This window comes from Slackia heliotrinireducens DSM 20476, assembly GCF_000023885.1.
Taxonomy (GTDB): domain Bacteria; phylum Actinomycetota; class Coriobacteriia; order Coriobacteriales; family Eggerthellaceae; genus Slackia; species Slackia heliotrinireducens.
Genome location: NC_013165.1, coordinates 1,636,123 through 1,655,331 on the forward strand (window position 1 = coordinate 1,636,123; position 19,209 = coordinate 1,655,331).

12 protein-coding genes are annotated in these 19,209 nt (G+C 56.6%); 1 reads left to right on the forward strand and 11 read right to left on the reverse strand.

Annotated features, from left to right (window positions below; all coding sequences use genetic code 11):
- Position 1: 1 nt before the first annotated feature.
- Positions 2-1,006: a glycosyltransferase gene (locus tag SHEL_RS07020; RefSeq protein WP_012798556.1), complete on the reverse strand. Its 1,005-nt coding sequence runs from the start codon at positions 1,004-1,006 to the stop codon at positions 2-4.
- A gap of 159 nt (positions 1,007-1,165) precedes the next feature.
- Here SHEL_RS07020 and SHEL_RS07025 point away from each other — a divergent pair, with 159 nt between their 5' ends.
- Complete coding sequence (locus SHEL_RS07025; protein WP_012798557.1) at positions 1,166-1,879, forward strand: GNAT family N-acetyltransferase; 714 nt, start codon at positions 1,166-1,168, stop codon at positions 1,877-1,879.
- 103 nt (positions 1,880-1,982) lie between these two features.
- Here SHEL_RS07025 and rffA read toward each other — a convergent pair whose 3' ends face one another.
- From rffA to SHEL_RS07075, 10 genes are all read right to left on the reverse strand, one after another.
- Entirely contained in the window at positions 1,983-3,116 is a 1,134-nt protein-coding gene (gene rffA / locus SHEL_RS07030; protein WP_012798558.1) for a dTDP-4-amino-4,6-dideoxygalactose transaminase, read from the reverse strand.
- On the reverse strand, positions 3,103-5,976 hold the full coding sequence (locus tag SHEL_RS07035) for a YfhO family protein (RefSeq protein ID WP_012798559.1): 2,874 nt from the start codon (positions 5,974-5,976) through the stop codon (positions 3,103-3,105). Before SHEL_RS07035 ends, rffA begins: the two co-directional genes overlap by 14 nt.
- On the reverse strand, positions 5,969-8,770 hold the full coding sequence (locus SHEL_RS07040) for a YfhO family protein (RefSeq protein WP_012798560.1): 2,802 nt from the start codon (positions 8,768-8,770) through the stop codon (positions 5,969-5,971). The genes SHEL_RS07035 and SHEL_RS07040 overlap by 8 nt, the downstream gene beginning before the upstream one ends.
- A gap of 3 nt (positions 8,771-8,773) precedes the next feature.
- Positions 8,774-9,844 carry a dTDP-glucose 4,6-dehydratase gene (gene rfbB, locus SHEL_RS07045; protein WP_012798561.1) on the reverse strand — a complete coding sequence of 357 codons (1,071 nt, stop codon included), beginning with the start codon at positions 9,842-9,844 and terminating at the stop codon, positions 8,774-8,776.
- Positions 9,844-10,746 carry a glucose-1-phosphate thymidylyltransferase RfbA gene (gene rfbA / locus SHEL_RS07050; RefSeq protein WP_012798562.1) on the reverse strand — a complete coding sequence of 301 codons (903 nt, stop codon included), beginning with the start codon at positions 10,744-10,746 and terminating at the stop codon, positions 9,844-9,846. Before rfbA ends, rfbB begins: the two co-directional genes overlap by 1 nt.
- Positions 10,747-10,777: 31 nt before the next feature.
- A complete protein-coding gene (locus tag SHEL_RS07055; protein WP_012798563.1) occupies positions 10,778-12,049 on the reverse strand; it encodes an ATP-grasp domain-containing protein in 1,272 nt (423 codons plus the stop codon).
- Positions 12,039-12,977, reverse strand: coding sequence for a glycosyltransferase family 2 protein (locus tag SHEL_RS07060; protein ID WP_269471197.1), 939 nt, complete (start codon positions 12,975-12,977; stop codon positions 12,039-12,041). Before SHEL_RS07060 ends, SHEL_RS07055 begins: the two co-directional genes overlap by 11 nt.
- A gap of 90 nt (positions 12,978-13,067) precedes the next feature.
- On the reverse strand, positions 13,068-14,864 hold the full coding sequence (locus SHEL_RS07065) for a hypothetical protein (RefSeq protein ID WP_012798565.1): 1,797 nt from the start codon (positions 14,862-14,864) through the stop codon (positions 13,068-13,070).
- Positions 14,865-14,925: 61 nt separating this feature from the next.
- Entirely contained in the window at positions 14,926-17,226 is a 2,301-nt protein-coding gene (locus SHEL_RS14365; protein WP_169304512.1) for an N-acetylmuramoyl-L-alanine amidase family protein, read from the reverse strand.
- Between the two features lie 297 nt (positions 17,227-17,523).
- Positions 17,524-19,122 (reverse strand): L,D-transpeptidase family protein, encoded by a 1,599-nt coding sequence (locus SHEL_RS07075; protein WP_012798567.1) that lies wholly within the window; start codon positions 19,120-19,122, stop codon positions 17,524-17,526.
- Positions 19,123-19,209 lie beyond the last annotated feature (87 nt).

Sequence of the window (19,209 nt, forward strand, 5' to 3'; positions counted from 1 at the left end):
GCTACTTGCCGTCACCCAGGCGATTCGTTTCCGAAGCCTTCAACCGACCTTGCGAATACGTCTCATCGCCGCAGTTCAACGTGCTCTTTATGACGTATTGCGGGCTGTTGTTCAGCGAGATGTATATGCGGCCGATGTATTCTCCCAGCATGCCGAGCATTGCCAGAATCATACCTCCGATGATGAGCATAGCGGAAAACGTGGAAGCCCAGCCGATGGCCACCACCGGATTGATGAAGCGTCGGATGACAACGACGATGGCGCTTATGAAGCCGATGGCCGCGAACAGGGTGCCCACTACCGAACCCAGACGAAGCGGTTTGACGGAAAACGCCGTGAATCCGTTGAGCCACAGACCGACCAGCTTAACGAAGCTATAGCCCGACTCCCCTGCCAGGCGTTCGGAATGCTCCACATCCACGTTGGCGATGTTCTTCGTCGCGCGGAGCATAAGGCCTTCGACATAGGGATAGGGGTTCTGGTACCGGAGCGCCTCATCGATAAGGAACCGCTCCGCAGCGAAATAGCTGGACATGGTGATTTCTTTGGGCTTACCGATGAGCGACTGCGCCATCAGCTCGTTGAGCTGCGAACCCCAGTTGCGGATCAGCGAATGTTTCTTCGAGTGATACTTGGCATACACCAGGTCGTACCCTTCGCCGATCTTATCGACAAGCTTGAAGATTTCTTCCGGAGGCGTTTGGCCGTCGTCGTCCATGCACACGACAATGTCGCCGGTGACGAATGCAAAGCCCGCCATAAGGGCCGAGTGCTGGCCGAAGTTCCGTGCCATGTGAATCACTTTGACGTAAGGGCGCGCCGCGGCGATGTCGGAAAGCACTTTGTACGTATCGTCAGGCGAGCAGTCGTCGATAAGGATTATCTCGAAGTGCTCTTCATCCAAACGTTGCGTCAACGTTCCGACCAGTCGCTCGATAACGCCTTCGATCATATCCTGGGATCGGTAACATGGTATGACGACGGACAGTTTCTGTTCGGAATCCATGAAAGTCCACTTCCTTCTGCTCCTCCGCTTGTACATTCCGATTGATTATATACGTAGAGAATGTGCGCTGGAACTGTATTATGAGAGAAATCACGAACACTGGTCGGGTGGCATCAACGTCCGCATGGCATAATACTTTTAAAACGAAAGGAACTCGACATGATTTTTACGGACGCCTTCTGGGACACGCGCAATCTGGGCGTACGCACTGCGGAGCTCAAATTCGATGCCAATGAGACAGTTCCCGTGGATGAAATCGCACGCGCCATCGAAGGTTACGAATACATCGTAGCCAAGGTGCCGCAACAATCTCCGCTCACGCTGAAGCTGATGCAAGACGCGGGGTTCACCTTTTCGGAATGCCAAATCAACTTCCGTCATGATTTGCAGGACCTTCCGGAACGCCAGGTTCTGCCGACTGGGTCCATCATGACCCATCGGCTTACACGCAACGAAGACGTCATTCTCGAACAAGTGGGCAACGGCCTGTTCAACAGCGACCGGGTATTCCTCGATCCGGCTTTCTCGCAAGAAACTGCAGCCAAACGCTACGTGCACTGGATCGAAGACGAGCTCGAGCGCGGCAACCCGCTATTCGACGTTCTTGTAGACGATGAGCTGGTCGGGTTCTTCGCCTACAAGGAACCTGAAGAGCATGTTTCCTACCCCTACCTGATCGGCCTGTTCCCCGAGGCCCGCGGGCGCGGCCTTGGCAAAGCGCTGGTCATCGAATCGCTCATCGCTTCGAAAGAACAGGGATGCACGGCATCGTCCACCCATGTGTCCAGCAACAACCCGCCCATCATCCGCTGCCAGGAAAGCGTTGGCTCCCGCATTGCCGCCATGGATTACGTTTTCGTGAAACACCAATAACGCATGTTCGAACCCATGAAGGAGGCCCCGGAACCTGCAACCAGTTAGGTTTGCACGTCCCGGGACCTTCCGTTTGTAACGAAGCGAGAACCGCGCCGCGTTCTTACTGTGCGTAGAAGCCGTGGACGGCATCGCACACGCGATCCACGTCCTCGTCGGTCAAACCGTAGTACATAGGCAGTCGCGTGAGCCTGTTGCTTTCGCGGTCGGTAACCGACATGTCGGCCGCCGTGCGGCCGTAGCGCAAACCTGCCGGCGACGAGTGGAGCGGCACGTAGTGGAAGACCGACATGATGTCGCGATCACCCAAATAGGAGATCAGACTCGTACGCTCTTCCAGGTCTTTGCATTTGATATAGAACATGTGCGCATTGTGCCCGCATCCTTCGGGTATGAAGGGAAGCTCGATGCTGCCATCGGCGGCCAGATCCGCCAAGTTCTCGTTGTAGCGGTTCCAGGCGTGGATGCGGCTGTCGTTGATCTCGTCAGCCCGCTCCAGCTGCGCCAACAGGTACGCGGCGTTCATGTCGCTGGGCAGATAGCTGCTGCCGTACTCGACCCACGTGTATTTATCGACCTGTCCGCGCAGGAAACGCGAGCGGTTGGTGCCCTTTTCGCGAATGATCTCAGCACGCTCGTTGAAACGCTCGTCGTTGATCACCAACGCACCGCCTTCGCCCATGGAGTAGTTCTTCGTCTCGTGGAACGAGTAGCATCCGAAATCGCCTATCGTGCCGAGCGCTTTGCCCTTGTAGGTGCTCATAACACCTTGGGCGGCGTCTTCCACCACCAGCAGGTTGTGCCTGCGGGCGATGTCCATGATGGCGTCCATATCGCAGGCAACGCCGGCATAGTGAACCGGAACTATCACGCGAGTCTTGTCCGTGATTGCAGCCTCGATCTTCGTCTCGTCGATGTTCATGGTGTCGGGCCTGATGTCCACGAACACCAGTTTCGCACCTGCCAACACGAACGCCGTAGCGGTGGTCGAAAATGTGTAGCTGGGCAGGATGACCTCGTCACCGGGCTCGATTTCGCACAACAGGGCGGCCATCTCCAATGCAGTGGTGCCTGATGTGGTAAGCAGGGCCTTCTGCGCATGGAAGCGCTCCTGCATCCAAGCATGGCATTTCTTCGTGAAGGGTCCGTCGCCGCAGATCTTGCGGTTAACCTCCGCCGCCTCGCGTACGTAATCCATCTCATTGCCAACATAAGGCGGCCGATTAAACGGAATCATGCTCAATCCTCCTCCGAGTTTTCCTTCTTCGTATGGTCAGAACAACCGCAAGCGTAACGCCGATTATGGAAATGAGGGCTCCAGCCTTCAAACCGGGCGTGACGTAGTGCAGTTCAACATCGCAATGTTCATCACCGGGCAGCGCAACCGCCATGAAAGCGGTGTCGGCCCTCAGCACCTCGGCCGGTTCGCCGTTTACGGTTGCGGACCAGCCTTCGGAATACGGCACCGTGACGAGAGCGTACTTGCACTCCTGACAAGAATCCAGCTTAGCCCAAACGGCGTCGTTGCCGAGGACAATCGTCGGATTCGACAGAGAGAGCACATGCTCCGCCTGGTCCACCAAAGGTTCGACGGGCTGCTCCACAATCCGGATGCTGTCAAACGTGTATCGGCCCCATGCATCGAAGGTCAATGTGATTTCGGACGCGGGTTCGTCGCCGGAAACAGCACCCATGAACACCCAGTCATGCTTACCGCCATACGCGCTGCTGGTTGCATTGGCGATGCGAAGCTCTCGGGTGTTGCCCTGCGAACCTACGAGTATGAGGCCCTCGCTGGGCGCTTCCCAAACCCATTCCTTCCAACGGGTCTCCCATGTGACCGATTCGCCTTTCATTTCCGCGTATTCAGTCGGCGAGATGCCCTCGAAGTCCAACCCTTCGATGACCAGGTAGTATTCACAGTTGGGCTTGCCTTGGAACGTGAATTGCACGGGCAACCCGTTGTCAGAAACCGTGAATTCGCCGTCCGTCATCACGATGCCGTCATCCAGACCGATGTCGAAATCGACATCATGGGATTCGCCTGCGAAGTCCTTCAGCGTAGGGTCTGCTTCGCAATCGTTCAGCACGCAGGCATGAAGCAGCAGCTCCTGACGCTGGACCATGTCCAGCGACCGGTATGTGTCTTCGGATGCCGCTTCGTCGAAGCCCACCACCAAAGGCAGTGCGTACGGCGTTTCGCTTACGGTGTAGCGCGTATCCCCTTCGAACACCAGACTGCCCGTATCGACGGGTCTATACGTCAGCGGCGTGCGCCATGCGCCGTAATCGCTGGCGATGAAATACCTGCTGCCCGTAAGGCTGAGCAGTGCGAACCGAGAGTCCACACCTGTGAAGCTGTAGTTCAAGAAGTGGTCGGAAACTCCCAGCTCGGTACGGAAATCGTCCACATATTGGTTGTAGAAAGAAGAATAGAAGTTGTCCGACATGACGCCATGGGCAACGGTGGCGTTCTTCATGCCGTAGATGACCGGCGTGCTCACGCGTGACGGGTTTTCCTGCGAATCGCCGAGGCCCCGCAGGTCGTTGTCAATGGACACTCCGCCGGAATTCATCCCGTCAAGATTGCTGACCAGACGTCCGACGTTTTCATGGTGCATCTCGGTCCAAGGCTCATCCAAAGCCATGTATTCGGAAACGTAGTCGCCCTTGTTGGAGGAAAACATGCCTTCCAACATGGATGCCGTACCAACCAGAAGCGGCACCATCAGCATCACAACGACAGCGCGTTGCGACAACCCCGCATGCGCCGCATGGTTTCCGCCGCGCTTGATCCTCGTGCACGCAACTATACATCCGACCAGAACACACACGACGACAAAGCAGACAGCCCCTTGCTTGGCCCAAGGGTTCTTCCATCCGTAAGCGCCGGCGGCGAAGATCGCGCACAGCAGCAGACATACTGCAGCAACGCCGACGTAGTCCTTCCGCCGCAGCTTCCCGATCAGAGGGATGCCAGCCGCAACGCTGTAGGAAGTCAGAAAGCCGAATGCGAACATCCAGCGATCCGTGACGTACCCGAATCCGTTGAACGCCGAGCCGAATGCCGGCACAAGCATTGCCACAAGGCACAGGATAAATGCCGCCGTAATGAACTTCCAGGTCTTGTCCGCAAGACGGTTCCGACCCGCCAGAACCACCGTCAGCAGGATGACCAAGGGAAGCGGGCCGATGTAGGCGCCGCGCGGCGCAGCGCATCCCCCGACCCAGCTCAGCGGCAGATAAAGGTAGTATCCGAAATCATCGATGACGGGTATGACCCGCTCAAGACCGATGCGGCCCATCTGCGTCATGGTCAGCAGCACCGGCAGCCACAGCACGGCGGCTATGAGACCCGCCAAGACCAGCGGACCCGCTACTCGCACGAAGAACGAACCGAAGGCCCTCAGGCTTTTCGCATCTTCCTCAATACAGAACTTGAGCAGGCAATACGCAACAAGCACAAGGCACACCATATAGGAGTGATACAGAGAGAATCCGAAGAGCAGCGCTGCCGAAGCAACGAGCAGATACGCAGGCTTTCTGTCGAACACGCGGTCGATGCCCATCAACAGCAAAGGGAACAGGATGGCCACGTTCAAGAAACCGGGATGTCTGAGCACACCCCAGAACAGCACATATCCCGAGGTGGCATAGCAGATGCTTCCGATGAACGTCTGGCTTCTGGACAATCCCTTCGAGAAGCAGTATTCAGAAAACGCCGCACTCGCCAGCAGCAGACGGACCAGGATTAGCAGGACGAGCATATGGGCTGCATACCGGCTCGGGCAGATCGCCGACACCAGATTCAACGGGTCGCTTACCATGCCGTTCATGGCGACGAACATATCGGCGCCGTAACCCATATCGAAGCTGTAAGCCGGAAACGCCCAGCCCTGGCCGGATGCCAGGCTTGCGAATCCTTCGCGTAGCCATTCACCCTCGTAGATGAAGAAGTTCAGGTACAAAGGCAACGCATCGGTCTTCCACAGGACGGTTCGCCCGTGGAAATAGCGCATGTACAAGACAAACGCTGCGAAAGCGAATGTGATGAAAAAGAACAGCGCAACGTAATATGTCAGTTTTGACCTATTCACTCAAACCCGCTAGCTTTGTACGTTGTTCGTCATAGGCCGACCGGGCCCGCTTCCTCGCGAACAGAATCCCGATCACAACCGTGACCGCTATGCCAGCGATTGTGCAGGCAAGGCCTTCGAGCAGCAAGGGCGTTCGGTAGGTTAGCTGCACGTCGTGGACGCCTTCGCCCTGCAAACGCAGCGCCATGAACCCGACGTTCGCCTGAAGGATTTCAGCCGGTTTGCCATCGACGATAGCCGACCAGCCCTTAGAATACGGGACGGAAACGAACGCGTAATGGACGGCCTCATCCGATACCTCGAAACGAGCGTCGATCCGATTCTCACCCAGCTCCAACCGGCTGGCCGCAACGGCCTGCAACGCCTGGGCCTTCTCAGCCAGAGGCTCGCCGGGCTGAGCCAGCACATCCAACGTGTCGTAGGTATAGAAGCCTTTCTTGGAGAGCCATACCGTAATCGTCTCGGGAGCCTCCTCAGAGGTTCCCAGGTTGAACGCCCAATTCTCGCGTCCGCTGTATTGCTTGTTGAAATTATCGTACAGGCATAGGTACGTTTCGCGATCATCGGTGTACACGTATATTTCGGTGTATTCGTTGTTCTGGTTGCTGCACAGCCGCTTGATCTTGTTTTTAAGCGGCTCATCCACCGCCAGGCGTTCGGCCATGTCCTGCGGATCGGGAGCGTATTGCAGACCCGTGAAGCAGACCTCGGTCTCAAACGAGCCGGCCGGCACCTGCGTGCCTTCGGGAAGCACAAGGTCAAACGAAGCCTTGTCCTTAGATGCGTATATCATGCCGTCGCGGAATTCGATACCATCGGCGTCTTCGATTCGATACGGCAACGCTTCGCTCGTCAAATCCATGCTGCGACCGTCCTGGACATCGCCGCCCTCCAAGACGCATGCCGAAAGCATGGCTTCTTGACGCTGCGCCAGATTCAGCTGGTTGAATGCTTCAAGCGATAAGGAGTTATCGTACATGAATGCAAGCGGTGCGGCATGCGTCGTGACGTAGAACGAATACCCCTCGGCTGCGTCGATGCCCGTATCCTCGTATCCATAAGGAACGCGCCAATCGGTGCCGTCGGCCACGATGACGTATTTCGAACCGGTCAGGTACTCCAAGGCGGTACGACCGTCGTTGCCCGCGAAAATATAGCAAGAATCCTTGTCGGCAACGCCTAATGCACTGCGGAATGTATCCACATTCTGGTTGTAGTAGCTGCCGAAGAAATCGATGGCCATTACATCGTGGTAGAGGCTTGCGTTCCTCGGACCCTTACGGTCGACAGGACTCAGCCGCCAAAGACCTTGGCTTTCAAGATCGCTCGCCTTCCCCACGGCCGCATCATCGAGCTGGGGTACAGAAACGCCCGATGAGTTGAACTCTCCGAGATGATTTCCGCCCCAGGCCACCGTATACAAACAGCCCGTGGCCCCGGCGCCCACAAGCACGGCTGCAGCAAGGCAAAACGCATACGCGCCGTCGGGAATGCGCGTCGCCAGCGCCACAGAAGCCGCAACAACAAGCACAAAGCCGACACACATGATGAGAGCCCAGCGCGATTCGTACACAAAACCGTAGCTTCCAGATAGCACCAGAAGGATGCCGGACACCAAACACACACGGCCCCATTCCTGCTTAGATAGGCCTTTCACCACAGGAACAGCGCATACCGTTGCATAGGCCGCGACAAAATCGAATACGAACAGCCATCGGTCGCTCACATACGCGAAGCCGTTCGTGACCGAACCAAGCTTGGGCACGCAAACGATGACCAGGCTCACAATCAACGCCACAAGGACGATTCGCCAGGTGTTGCGATCAATGCGTTTGCGTCCGACCAGGAACACGATCAGACAGAAAGCGCCGACAGCGCCTATGCACAGGCCGCCGACGTAGGAGCTTCCGCCGATCAGATCCGTGGCGAAGCTCCAATACCTGCCGCCGTCGTAGAGAAGCGGTATAGACCGCTCGAGGCCTACACGGCTCATGCTTAACACGACGGACAAGCCGGGCAACACCGAAACGCCCGCGATGCAGAGCCCCAACAACGCGTAGCCGATGAACTGAGCCACAAGCTTCGCCAGGTCAGATAAGGATTTCTGCTCGCGTTCGAACACGTATTTCGCTATGCAGTACACGATAAGAGCCAACGCTACCATGTATGTGAAATAGAAGGTCGTGTACAGCGAGAACGCCAGGGCAAGAATATACATGATGGGCGATTTGCCCTCGAAGAGCCGGTCGGCTCCCAGCAGGACCAGCGGAAACACCAACGCGACGTTCACAAACGAAGCATGGTGCATGATGGCTTGGAATATGACATAACCGGAAAACGCGTAGACCAAGGCCCCGACGAAACAGGCCCAAGGTCCGTGCCCCTTGCTTTTCGCATACCAGACGAAAAAGGTTGCGCACAGGCCGATGCGCGCATACAAAAGCAGCTCGTAGGCGATTTCGGCATGCTGAGGCGGCCAGATTACCGAAAGCAGGTTGAAGGGGTCGTTCCAAAAGCCCATGACCGACCAAAAGACATCGGTACCGTAACCCAGGTTGTACGTGAACATGGGCGCCGTGAACTCCCCCGTGACGAGGCCGGCCAAGAAGGCGCGGATCCATTCGCCGGTATAGATGAAGAAGTTGATGTCCTGGGGCACGCTGTCATTGGCCCAGACATGCGTAAGCCCATGACGCATGAGCACGATAGAAGTGAGCGCCAGCCCCAACAGGCAGGCGCACCACAGCAATCCATAATAGAGTATTCGATTCGGTCGGCGATGTATGTCGGCCATGTCCTACCTTTCTGAATACATGTTCCTGTAATAGTTCATGTACTCGCCGGAAACGACGTTCGCTACCCAGTCCTGATTGTCCAGGTACCAGGCGATGGTCTTCTTGATGCCGTCTTCGAATTTCGTTTCAGGATACCAGCCCAGATCACGCTTGATCTTCTCGGGGTCGATGCCGTAGCGACGGTCGTGGCCCTTGCGGTCGGTCACGTGTTTGATCAACTGCTCCCCTACCTCAGGATCAACGTTGTTCTTCACATAGTCGATGATCGTCTCGACGATGAAGATGTTCGAGCGTTCGTTATGGCCGCCCACGTTGTACACCTCGCCCAGCACGCCGTCGTTGATGACCATGTCGATGGCCTTGCAGTGATCCTCCACATACAGCCAGTCACGAACCTGCATGCCGTCGCCGTATACCGGCAGGTCACGGTGCTGCAGGCAGTTGTTCAACATGAGCGGAATGAGCTTCTCAGGGAACTGGTACGGACCGTAGTTGTTGGAGCACCGCGTGATGTTGTAGGGCAGCTTGTACGTGTCGCCGAACGCCTTGACGAAGAAGTCGGCAGACGCCTTGGATGCGCTGTAGGGGCTGTGCGGATCCAACGGTCGGGTCTCGACGAAGAACTCGTCGGGGCGGTCCAATGAAAGCGTGCCGTACACCTCGTCGGTGGAGACCTGGAGGTATTTCACGCCGTCCTTATAGGTGTCGTCGCCGGTCAGCCACGCCTCCTTCGCGCACTGCAGCATGTTCACCGTACCGTCCACGTTGGTCTCCACGAATGCCTGGGGGTTCGCGATGGAGCGGTCCACATGGGATTCGGCGGCGAAATTCACAACGTAATCCACGTCGAATTCGTCAAACACGGCCTTCACAGCTTCACGGTCGCAGATGTCGACCTGACGGAACGCGTAGCGGGGATCGTCCTCGACGGACTTCAGATTCTCGAGGTTGCCTGCGTACGTCAGCTTGTCGACATTCACGATGCGGATGTCATCGTACTTTTTCAGCATATACAGCACGAAGTTGCTGCCGATGAATCCTGCACCACCTGTGACCAGGTACGTTTTAGCCATTAGTCACCTTCCTTGCTCATGAAAATGCGGTTCTGGGCAACACGCTTCAGGTGATGCCCGTAATTCGATTTGCCGTACTTCTCGGCGGCTTCGACGACCTGCTCCCTTCCGATCCAGCCCATGATGTAGGCGATTTCCTCAGGAACGGAAATGGCCAGACCCTGGCTCTTCTCGATAGTGCGCACGAATTCGCTGGCCTCGTACAGAGAGTCCATGGTGCCCGTGTCCAGCCAGGCGTAGCCGCGGCCCAACGTGACCACATTCAAGGTGCCGTCGGCGAGATACATCTGGTTCAATGTGGTAATCTCAAGCTCGCCGCGTTCAGAAGGTTTCACCTGCTTGGCGAATTCGCAGACCCGGCTGTCGTAGAAGTACAGGCCCGTAACCGCGTAGTTGCTCTTCGGATGTTCGGGCTTCTCCTCCAGCGACACGGCGTTGTTGTTCTCGTCGAATTCCACGATGCCGTAGCGCTCCGGGTCGTCGACCCAGTATCCGAAAACAGTGGCGCCCTTGCCGGACTCTGCGTCAGCAACCGCTTGCATCAGATGGCGGGAAATGCCGTTGCCGTAGAAGATGTTATCGCCCAGAATGAGCGCGCAGGGCTCGCCGTTGATGAAATCCTCGCCGATGATGAACGCCTGTGCCAAGCCCTCAGGCCTCTCCTGAACGGCATAGCTCAGCTCCAAGCCGAACTGCGAACCGTCGCCCAGCAGCGCTTCGAACCGCGGTAGGTCATCCGGCGTGGAGATGATGAGAATCTCGCGGATGCCTCCCAACATCAGCGTCGAAAGCGGATAGTAGATCATGGGCTTGTCGTAAATAGGCAGCAGCTGTTTGGAAGTGACACGGGTCAACGGATACAGCCGCGTACCGGAACCGCCCGCCAAAATTATGCCTTTCATGGTGGTCCTTTCAGTCGTATGTGGCACGGCGTTAATGCCCTGCCGGTAGCTGGTTGCCGAACAGAAGGTTCTCACCTTCGCCGTTTAAGAACTTCACATCGCGGTACAGATCCGCCGTAACGACGTCGAGCGCCTTGCGGGTATCCGCCGTGATGTAGATGCGCGCAGCATAGGGCATGGCTCCGGCCCCGCGCAGCGCACGCTCCCCTTCCGCATAATACGACAGGGACTCGTCCAAGGTGACCTCGCCGATATCCTCCGACGGCATGCCGAGAATCTTCGCGATGTCACCCTCGTGCGCATGGAAATACAGCCCGGCGCTGTGACGACGACCTTCAAGCTGCAGCCCGGAAAGCCGTTCTTTCATGGCTTCCCGGTCGTACACGTAATCGATGAGCAGTTCCTCGATGGAGAAGCCGTAGGCGTTCTGCACCAGCTCATGCTCGTATCCGAAAAGCCGGCCTGCGGCTTCGCACACCGTGATGCCTCGCTTCTCGTCGTAGAAGAACTGCATGGACAAAGGCCCGGTCTCAATGCCGATGTATGCGGCGATCTTCTCGGCCATGGCGCACACGTCGTCCTGCACCGCACGAAGGTGCTTGGATGGCTGGATGATGCGGCTCACATGGGGAATGGCATGGGCCAGCTCCACGGACTTTTCGCGGTCGGCCAATCCGATGACCGTCGCCTTCCCGTCGCATACCCAGGTCATGGCGTTGATTTCATCACCTTGCACGTACTCTTCGACGATGATGTAGCCGCGGTTCGAATAGGCCTCCACCTCGTCGAAGCATTCACGCACCTCTTCGGCGGTATCCAGCACGTACACGCCGCGGGACCCGTACGAATCCACGGGTTTCGTCACACAGGGAAACGTTATGCCGGAAAGGTCGTCCTCGAGCGTGTCCTTATGCACCTGCACAGATTTCGCGTGGGGAATGCCCAGCTCGTCGAACATCCCTTTCATCAGGGTTTTATCGCGAACATATGCGAACCTGTCTGGCTTCGCGTAGCACGGCAGCCCCGCAGCGTCGGCGATGTTCACCAGGCATTCCGCCAGCAGATCGGAAAACGATGCGATGATTCCGTCGACCCGCTGCTCTTGGCACAGCTTCGCGATTGCCTGCGTGTCGCGCACGTCAATATTGAAAGACGCATCGGCTATGGCTTTTGCTAAGCCGTTGGGATACCCATCGCAAGATATGACGTAGATTCCCCGGGCCTGGGCCCTGCGTACCAGCTCGATGAACTCCTGGGCAGACCCCAGAACCATGAGTCGATGCTGCGTTTCGTTATTCGTCATGGTCGGCCTTATCATCAAGAACCTCTTTTACAACGTACTGCGGCGCTTTGTTCATGGTCATGAACAAGCGTCCCAGGTATTCACCGATGAGCCCCAAGAACATGATGATGGCACCCGAGCACACAAGCATGGTGACCATAAGCGAGCTCCAGCCCATGGCCACAGTCGGATCCAGCAAACGCCTGATAATGAGCGCGATGGCGCCGATCAGGCCGATCGAGCCGAGCGCCGCGCCCACGATTGCCGCCGCCCGAAGCGGCGCCATGGAGAAGTTCAGCACGATGGACCACAAGCGGACCAGGCTTTTCAGGTTGTATCCCGACACGCCGCTCTCACGGTCGAAATGCTCGACCGGCACATTCGTCATGTTATGCGTGATGCGGAACAGGATGCCCTGCACGTATACGTAGGGACCTTCGTATTTGGCGGCTTCTTTGGCGATGTAGTCGCGCATGACGAAGAAGTTGCTGGACTCGACACCCTTTGGACGGTGCTGCAACGTGCGCATGGTCCACATGGTGAAAGCGGATCCCATACGTCGCCACCAGGCCTCATGCTGCTCGGGGAACTCGGCGAACACCACGTCCCAACCGTTTTCCATCTCACGGACCAGCTTCAGGCATTGCGAAGGATGGGTCTGCATGTCGTCATCCATCAGCATGACGTAGTCGCCGGTCGTGCGGCCCAATCCGGCCATGATGGCGTTATGCTGGCCGAAGTTCTTCGCCAGGTTAACACCGATGATCTTCGGGTCTTCTTCATGAAGAGAGCGGATGACGTCGAACGTGCCGTCGGTGGAACCGTCGTTTACCAGGACGAATTCGTAGTCGTATCCCGCACCCGTCAGCTCGGCCCGGGTCAGGGCAACCACTTTCCCAATCATGTCCTTCGAGTAATAACACGGTATGACAACCGAAACGCACGTCAAAACAATCAGTCCCTATCCTGGCCCGTCAATATCAAGGCATAAGTATACCGCGACCGCACTCAGAACATGTAAAACGTGCGTCTAATATCGCTAATCATTCGCAGAATAGTCGTACACGGAAACCCAGTAGGCCTTGTCGTTTCCGATGTTCACCTCATCCACAACCTGCATGGTGGCATTCGGGTAGTAATGCTCCTGAAGATGCAGCAGCACGCCGTCGGCAATATCGGGATTGTGCGTAACCAGCACCGTTCTGTCGTCTTCAACCAAGGACTTGATGGTGTTGTCGATTCCGATGTTCTCCAAAGAGGAATTGGACATGGGCGAATTGATGGTCCAGCCGCCTAAGAACTGGTTGCTCTCGAGGAAGTCCTTGCTGGGAATGTACCGGTACTCGAATCCCTGCTCGATGCGGGTGTAGGCCTTGACATCCCAGATGCGGATGACATCGGGGTCGCTTGCGAACTGCAGGGACGCCTTCTCCATAACGGGCTCGTCCGACATGACGAAGGTGTCTATCTTGGCGGGGTTGAACGCAGGCACAAGATGCGCGACCACGAACAGTGTGGCCAGCACCCATACGACGCCCGATGCCCCCGAAACCACCATGGCCCTTGCCTGGGCTTTGGCCTCTTTTTCCGACGTAGTTCGTCCGCCCTCCCTCGAAGCCAGCATAATGCCGATCACGACGAAGAGCCATACGGTGTGCTCGACACGGTTAGGGAATCTACCGATAAACACCAGCACAATGGCGACAAGGGCCATCATGCCTATCAGTCCGTACACCATGCGTCGTCCGCGTTTGCCGTTGGCCATGAGCAACCCGCCGATGGTAACCGCAAGGATGCCCAAGAAGAACGTCCGGTCGTGGATGAGCAGCGTGGATGCGAACCATTTTGCGGTGTCAAGGGGCGTGCGCAACGTGCCGTGACCTACGCTCACGATGTCTTCAAGCTTTTCGCTCGTGAAATACTCAGGGTCGGCGGTAACCCAACTGTCAGCCAAAACGTAGTCGTTTTTCGATACGCCCAGAGCCTGAAGCTGGTCTTCGGCCTCATCGTATTCGGGCATGAGGAAGTCCGAGATGTTCGAACGCCAATGGTTGTATTCCCGCCAATCCTGCCAGCCGTCCAACTCCCACTGGGCAGTCGTATAGGCATATGCGCACCCACACAGGACGAGTGCAACCACGGTAGGAAGAAGCCGGCGGACCCATTCCTTCCCCTCAAGCGCAAATCCACTGGTCCAGATGTCAACGAAGATAATCAAGGCCGTAAGGCCGATGAACGGAAGACTGATGAAGAACACCTCGTAGCGCCATTCGAGACCGAACACGCACAACAGCACGGCCGTAACCTGCGCCCAGACAGGGACCTTGTCGCCCCTGAACGTGGCGAGCAGCGTGAGCCATCCGGCGGCTGTTACGAGGCCTGATACATAGGAGAAATTGGACGCATGCGAAACACCGGAAAAGAGGAAGAACTCGATGAAGCAAAGACCGATGGCGGCCGCGCCCAAACGGGTGCTTCCCAACGCGATGTACACGAACAGAACAAAGGCCACCAGCGCCATAAATCGCTCGGCGATCAGAAACCAGTTAAGCCCCACGATATGGGTGTTCAGCCAGTACACCAGATGAGCCAATGTGGATCCGATGAAAAGACAGTTTCCGCCTACGTCGTAATGGCCGCTCAACAGAACGCCCATGGTCCAGTCGTCATTGGGACCGTAGTATTTATTTGTCAGGCAACCCAGGGCGAACAGGAACAAACCGAACAGCGCAGCAAAAAGAAACCTTCGTACGGGGCTTGCCGCAAACCTGTCAACGGCAGCCTCCATTGCCGCGCATTTCGGCTGCAAACGAGTGATGACGCCGTTGATGGACATGGAGCAGCACCTTCCTGCACTCTGCAGCGCCGCCCGCTGCACCTCTTGAAACGTAGATATCTTACCCTATCCACGCGCCGTTGGAGGCGAAGCGATAAGTTTTTCCACCTATCGTCTGCGTGCCGGTTCGCATGGCGCCGTCGCCGCCGAAATAGAACCACGTGTCAGCTCCCGCATACCTGATCTTCTTCCATCCGGTGGCCATCGTGGCGTCGCCGTTAAAGTAATACCACCTGGTAGACGACCCATACGCCAGCTTCTGCCAACCGGTTACACCGGCACCGTCGCCTCCGAAGTAGTACCAATGCCCGCCGGCCTTCTGCCAGCCAGTGACCATGACGCCCGAACCGTCGAAATAGAACACCTTGTCAGAACCGCCGTATCGTATAGTCTGCAACCCGGTCAGCATCTTGCAGTCACCGTTGAAATAGAACCATTTCGAAGAGCCTCCGTAGGACAGCTTCTGCCACCCCGTAAGCGCAGCTCCGTTGCTTCCAAGGTAGTACCAGCCGCCACCGGATTTAAGCCAGCGGTTCTTCTGCATGTGCCCGCTGCTGTCGAAGTGATACCAGTACGAACCCACTTTCTCCCATTCGCTGGCAGCCGCGCGCCCATCGGACTTAAAGTAATACCAGTACCCGTCGATTCTCTTCCATGCGTTGCAAACGGGGCTGTCGTTCACATAATAGTACTGGCCCCCGTCTTCGAGGACCCAGCCCTCCCGGCTCACGTGGCCTCCCATAGCATTCAGCTGCTTGGCCGCCGCGTTGAAGTTGATAACGCCGTAGCCGTAATAGATGTCGTACCCCGAAGCACCCAAATCGGTGCTGGTCGACCTGATGAACTTCTTGAATTCGGAGACCGTCATGCTGCCGTCGACGGATTTGCACATGGCGGCAAGAGCACTCACCATAGGCGCAGCGTAGGACGTTCCGCTTCCTGCGGAATACGCAGACTTATTCGCTATTGCCGTGCTGAGAATGTTTTGGCCAGGCGCCACGCAATAAACGCTATCGTTGAACTCGGATGACGGATAGTGGTCTAGGCTTCCCTGCGAAACGCCGCCTACACCCACAACGTTGCTGAACCCTGCAGGGTACATGAGGGGATTTGACCCGGTGCCGTAGTTGCCGACAGCCGCAACCATAAGCACGTTTTTGGATGCCGCATAATCGACGGCCGCCTGCAACGGCGAGATGCTGTGGTTCTCAAAGTACATTTCGGACACACCCACGCTGAGGTTCATGACATTTGCACCCGTATAGTCGACACCAGCATAAATACCGGCTATAAGGTTACTCACGCTCGTGCTGCCCGAATCGCCGAAGATCATTACGGGAGCCATAGCGGCATCGGGCACCAGGCCTGCTATGCCCTTGCCGTTGTTCTGTTCGGCACCGATTATGCCGGCGCACATGGTGCCGTGACGAGACACCGGTGCGGTATCGTACGAACCTGCGACGACGTTCCAGCCAGCTACAACGTTGCCATAATTGATGTCTTCATGCTTTACGGAAGAAGACCCCGTTCCGCACAATCCCGTGTCGACGATCGCGACCAGCGGTCTGACGCCCTTAGCAGATTCGCTGACCGCACCGGTGTATCCCGCCGCCCACGCTGCGGAGGCATTTGTAGATGTAAGGTACCATTGCTCCGATATGCGCGGATCGTTGTACCCCTTGATCGCTTGCGTCTCCACCGGCTCTTCCGAGGTTTCGTCCGTCTCTTCTGACTCAGGCTGCGCTTCAGACTTCGCAGCTTCGGAAACGTCAGCAGATTCGTCCGTATCAGGCTCCGAGGATTCGTCGGAAGCGTCTGCTTCGTGCGTATCCGATGTAACGGCGTCGCCCATCACTTCCGTGTCGGATGCGGTTTCAGGAGCCTGATCAAGGCCGCTTTCCGACTCCAGCACTGGACGCACATCGGGAACAATGCCTTCGTCCGATCCATCGTCAAACGCCTCGACATAGTAATCAGGCTCAATCGACTCGACCATGTCGGCATGAATAGTTCCGGGGAGGCTCCTGTAATCGTTGCAGGTGTAGAAGTTGCCCGCTACAGGTGTCAGCACTCCAGCATCGACAGCGGCTTCGAGCTCCATTGCGAATTGGAAGTCTGCCAACCGCTCTTCGTCAACGGAGACGATGTAGCCATCATACGCGTCTGTTGGCACATCGGCGACGGTGCCTGATTCCCCGGAGCCGCCCACGAGCAGCTGCTCGAAATCCTCTATCTCGCTATCGGGTAGTCCCGGCTCATCCGACGCTTCTACAACCGAGTCGGTACCCTTGGTGACAGCTGGATCGGCGAGTGGTTCATAAACATCGGATTCATTTGAGTCTCCCTCATCGACAACCTGCAAAGCGGCATCGTCGATAGTGTCAAAAGATATATCGCTCGGATTATAATCTTGCTGTACAGAACATCCGCCCAGTACAACGAGCATGCACAGCCAAACCAGACAGACGCACATCTTCTGGATCGGGGCGCCTATGTAGTGTATTGCGGGCTTCATTCAGGCAGCACCTTACGGATTAGTTGACAGGTCTGCACCTTACCATGCTTTCCGTGAGGATACAGCCGCATTCACCATTAACCCAGAACGCCACAGACGTAGCAACCAGTAAAAAAGGGCGCCCCGAAGAGCGCCCCTGTTTCATTAGTAGATGTACACCTTTGTGCCATATGGAATGTTGTTCTGAATCCATTTAGCACGCTCGATCGGCATACGAACGCAACCGTGCGAGATGTTCATGCCCATGCGTCCGTCCTTCACGTCATCTGCGGAAGGCCTGCTGTAGTACAGGATGGAGTGCATCAGGTAGTCGTTGAAGAACTGCGTGTAGTAGTAGCACTGATAGTACTGGTTGCCGAAGGAGTAACCCTTGCTGCCTACGGTGAATTCTCCCTTCACGGTAGGCGTCGCGGCGGCTCCGGTGGAAACGCGCCAGTAATCATACAGGTAACGGTTGCCGTTGGGACCCTTGTAGATGTAAATCCAATTCTTATGGGTGTCGATAATGACCACCCAATTCGTAGCGCTGTACAGGGAGTTCGCCTTGGCAAGGTTCGTGTCCTTAACCCACTTTCCGTTAGCATTCACATAGTAATTGCCCACGTAGGTGTTGGATGCCATGGCACCGCTGGAGTAGAAGTAGTACCAGTCGTTCTTCACCTTCAGCCACTGGCTGTTCACCATGCGGCCGCTGTCGCGGAAGTAGTACCAAGAGCCTTTGATCTGCTTCCAGCCCTTCTGCATGGCGCCGCTCGCAGCGAAATGGTACCAATCGCTGCCGTCCTGAATCCACTGGTCGTAAGCCATGCGGCCAGACCCCTTGAAGTAGTACCAGGTGGTTCCTTCTTTCATCCAGCCGGTCTTCATGGTGCCGTCGCCATTCATGAAGTAATAGTCGGAGCCGTCATGTACCCAACCGGTCGATGCGGCGCCGCTCTTGGAATCGAAGTGGTACCACGAACCGTCGACCTTCTTCCAGCCGGTCTGCATGGCGCCGCTGCCGTTCATATAATACGTTTTGCCATTGACGGAGATAAGGCCCTTCTGCATAACGCCGGAAGGGGAATCCATGTAGTACCAAAGACCCTTGTCCTTAACCCAGCCGGTCTTCATGGCTCCATCGGGATCGCTCATGAAGTACCACTTGGAACCGCTCTTCACCCAACCGGTCTTCATGATGCCGGTCTTAGTATCGAGGTAGTACCACGTGCCGGCATCGTCCAGCCAGCCGGTCTTCATGATGGCGGTCTCGGTGTCGAAGTAGTAGCGCTTGCCGTCGATGTCCTGCCAGCCCTTGGCCTTCGTCTTGTCCTCAAGCACGTAGAACTTTCCGGTGCCGTCTTCGGTGTCGTGCCAACCAGGGGTAAGCTCTTCCTCTTCGGGATCTGTGAGGGTTTGTACGGTATCTTCAGACCCATCTTCCTCAACAGCGGCTTCGGCAGGAGCCTCAACCTCAGGTTCCTGGACGGCATCGGCATCTTCAGCGTTTTCGATGTCGGCTACAACGCCTTCGGCATCTTCGCCAACCATGCCGGCTTCGGTCTCAAGCGTCCCTTCAGCAGGCTCCGCAGCTTCGTCGAGAGTGGCTTCGGCAGCAAGGTCCGTTTGGCCGTCGGCAGCGACTTCATCGGCAAAAGCCTGAACAGAAGTCATGCCGCAGACGAACGCAACCGCCACAGTCGCGAGAAGAGAAGCCAAAGCCAAACGAAGCGCAACGTTGGCGTTCTGTTGCTTCACGTACATGATTTACCCTTTCCATCTTAGTGCGAACTGCTTCAGTATAGGCCAAATCGACATAGACATCTGTCTAAAACTGCCAACGGCCCTTAA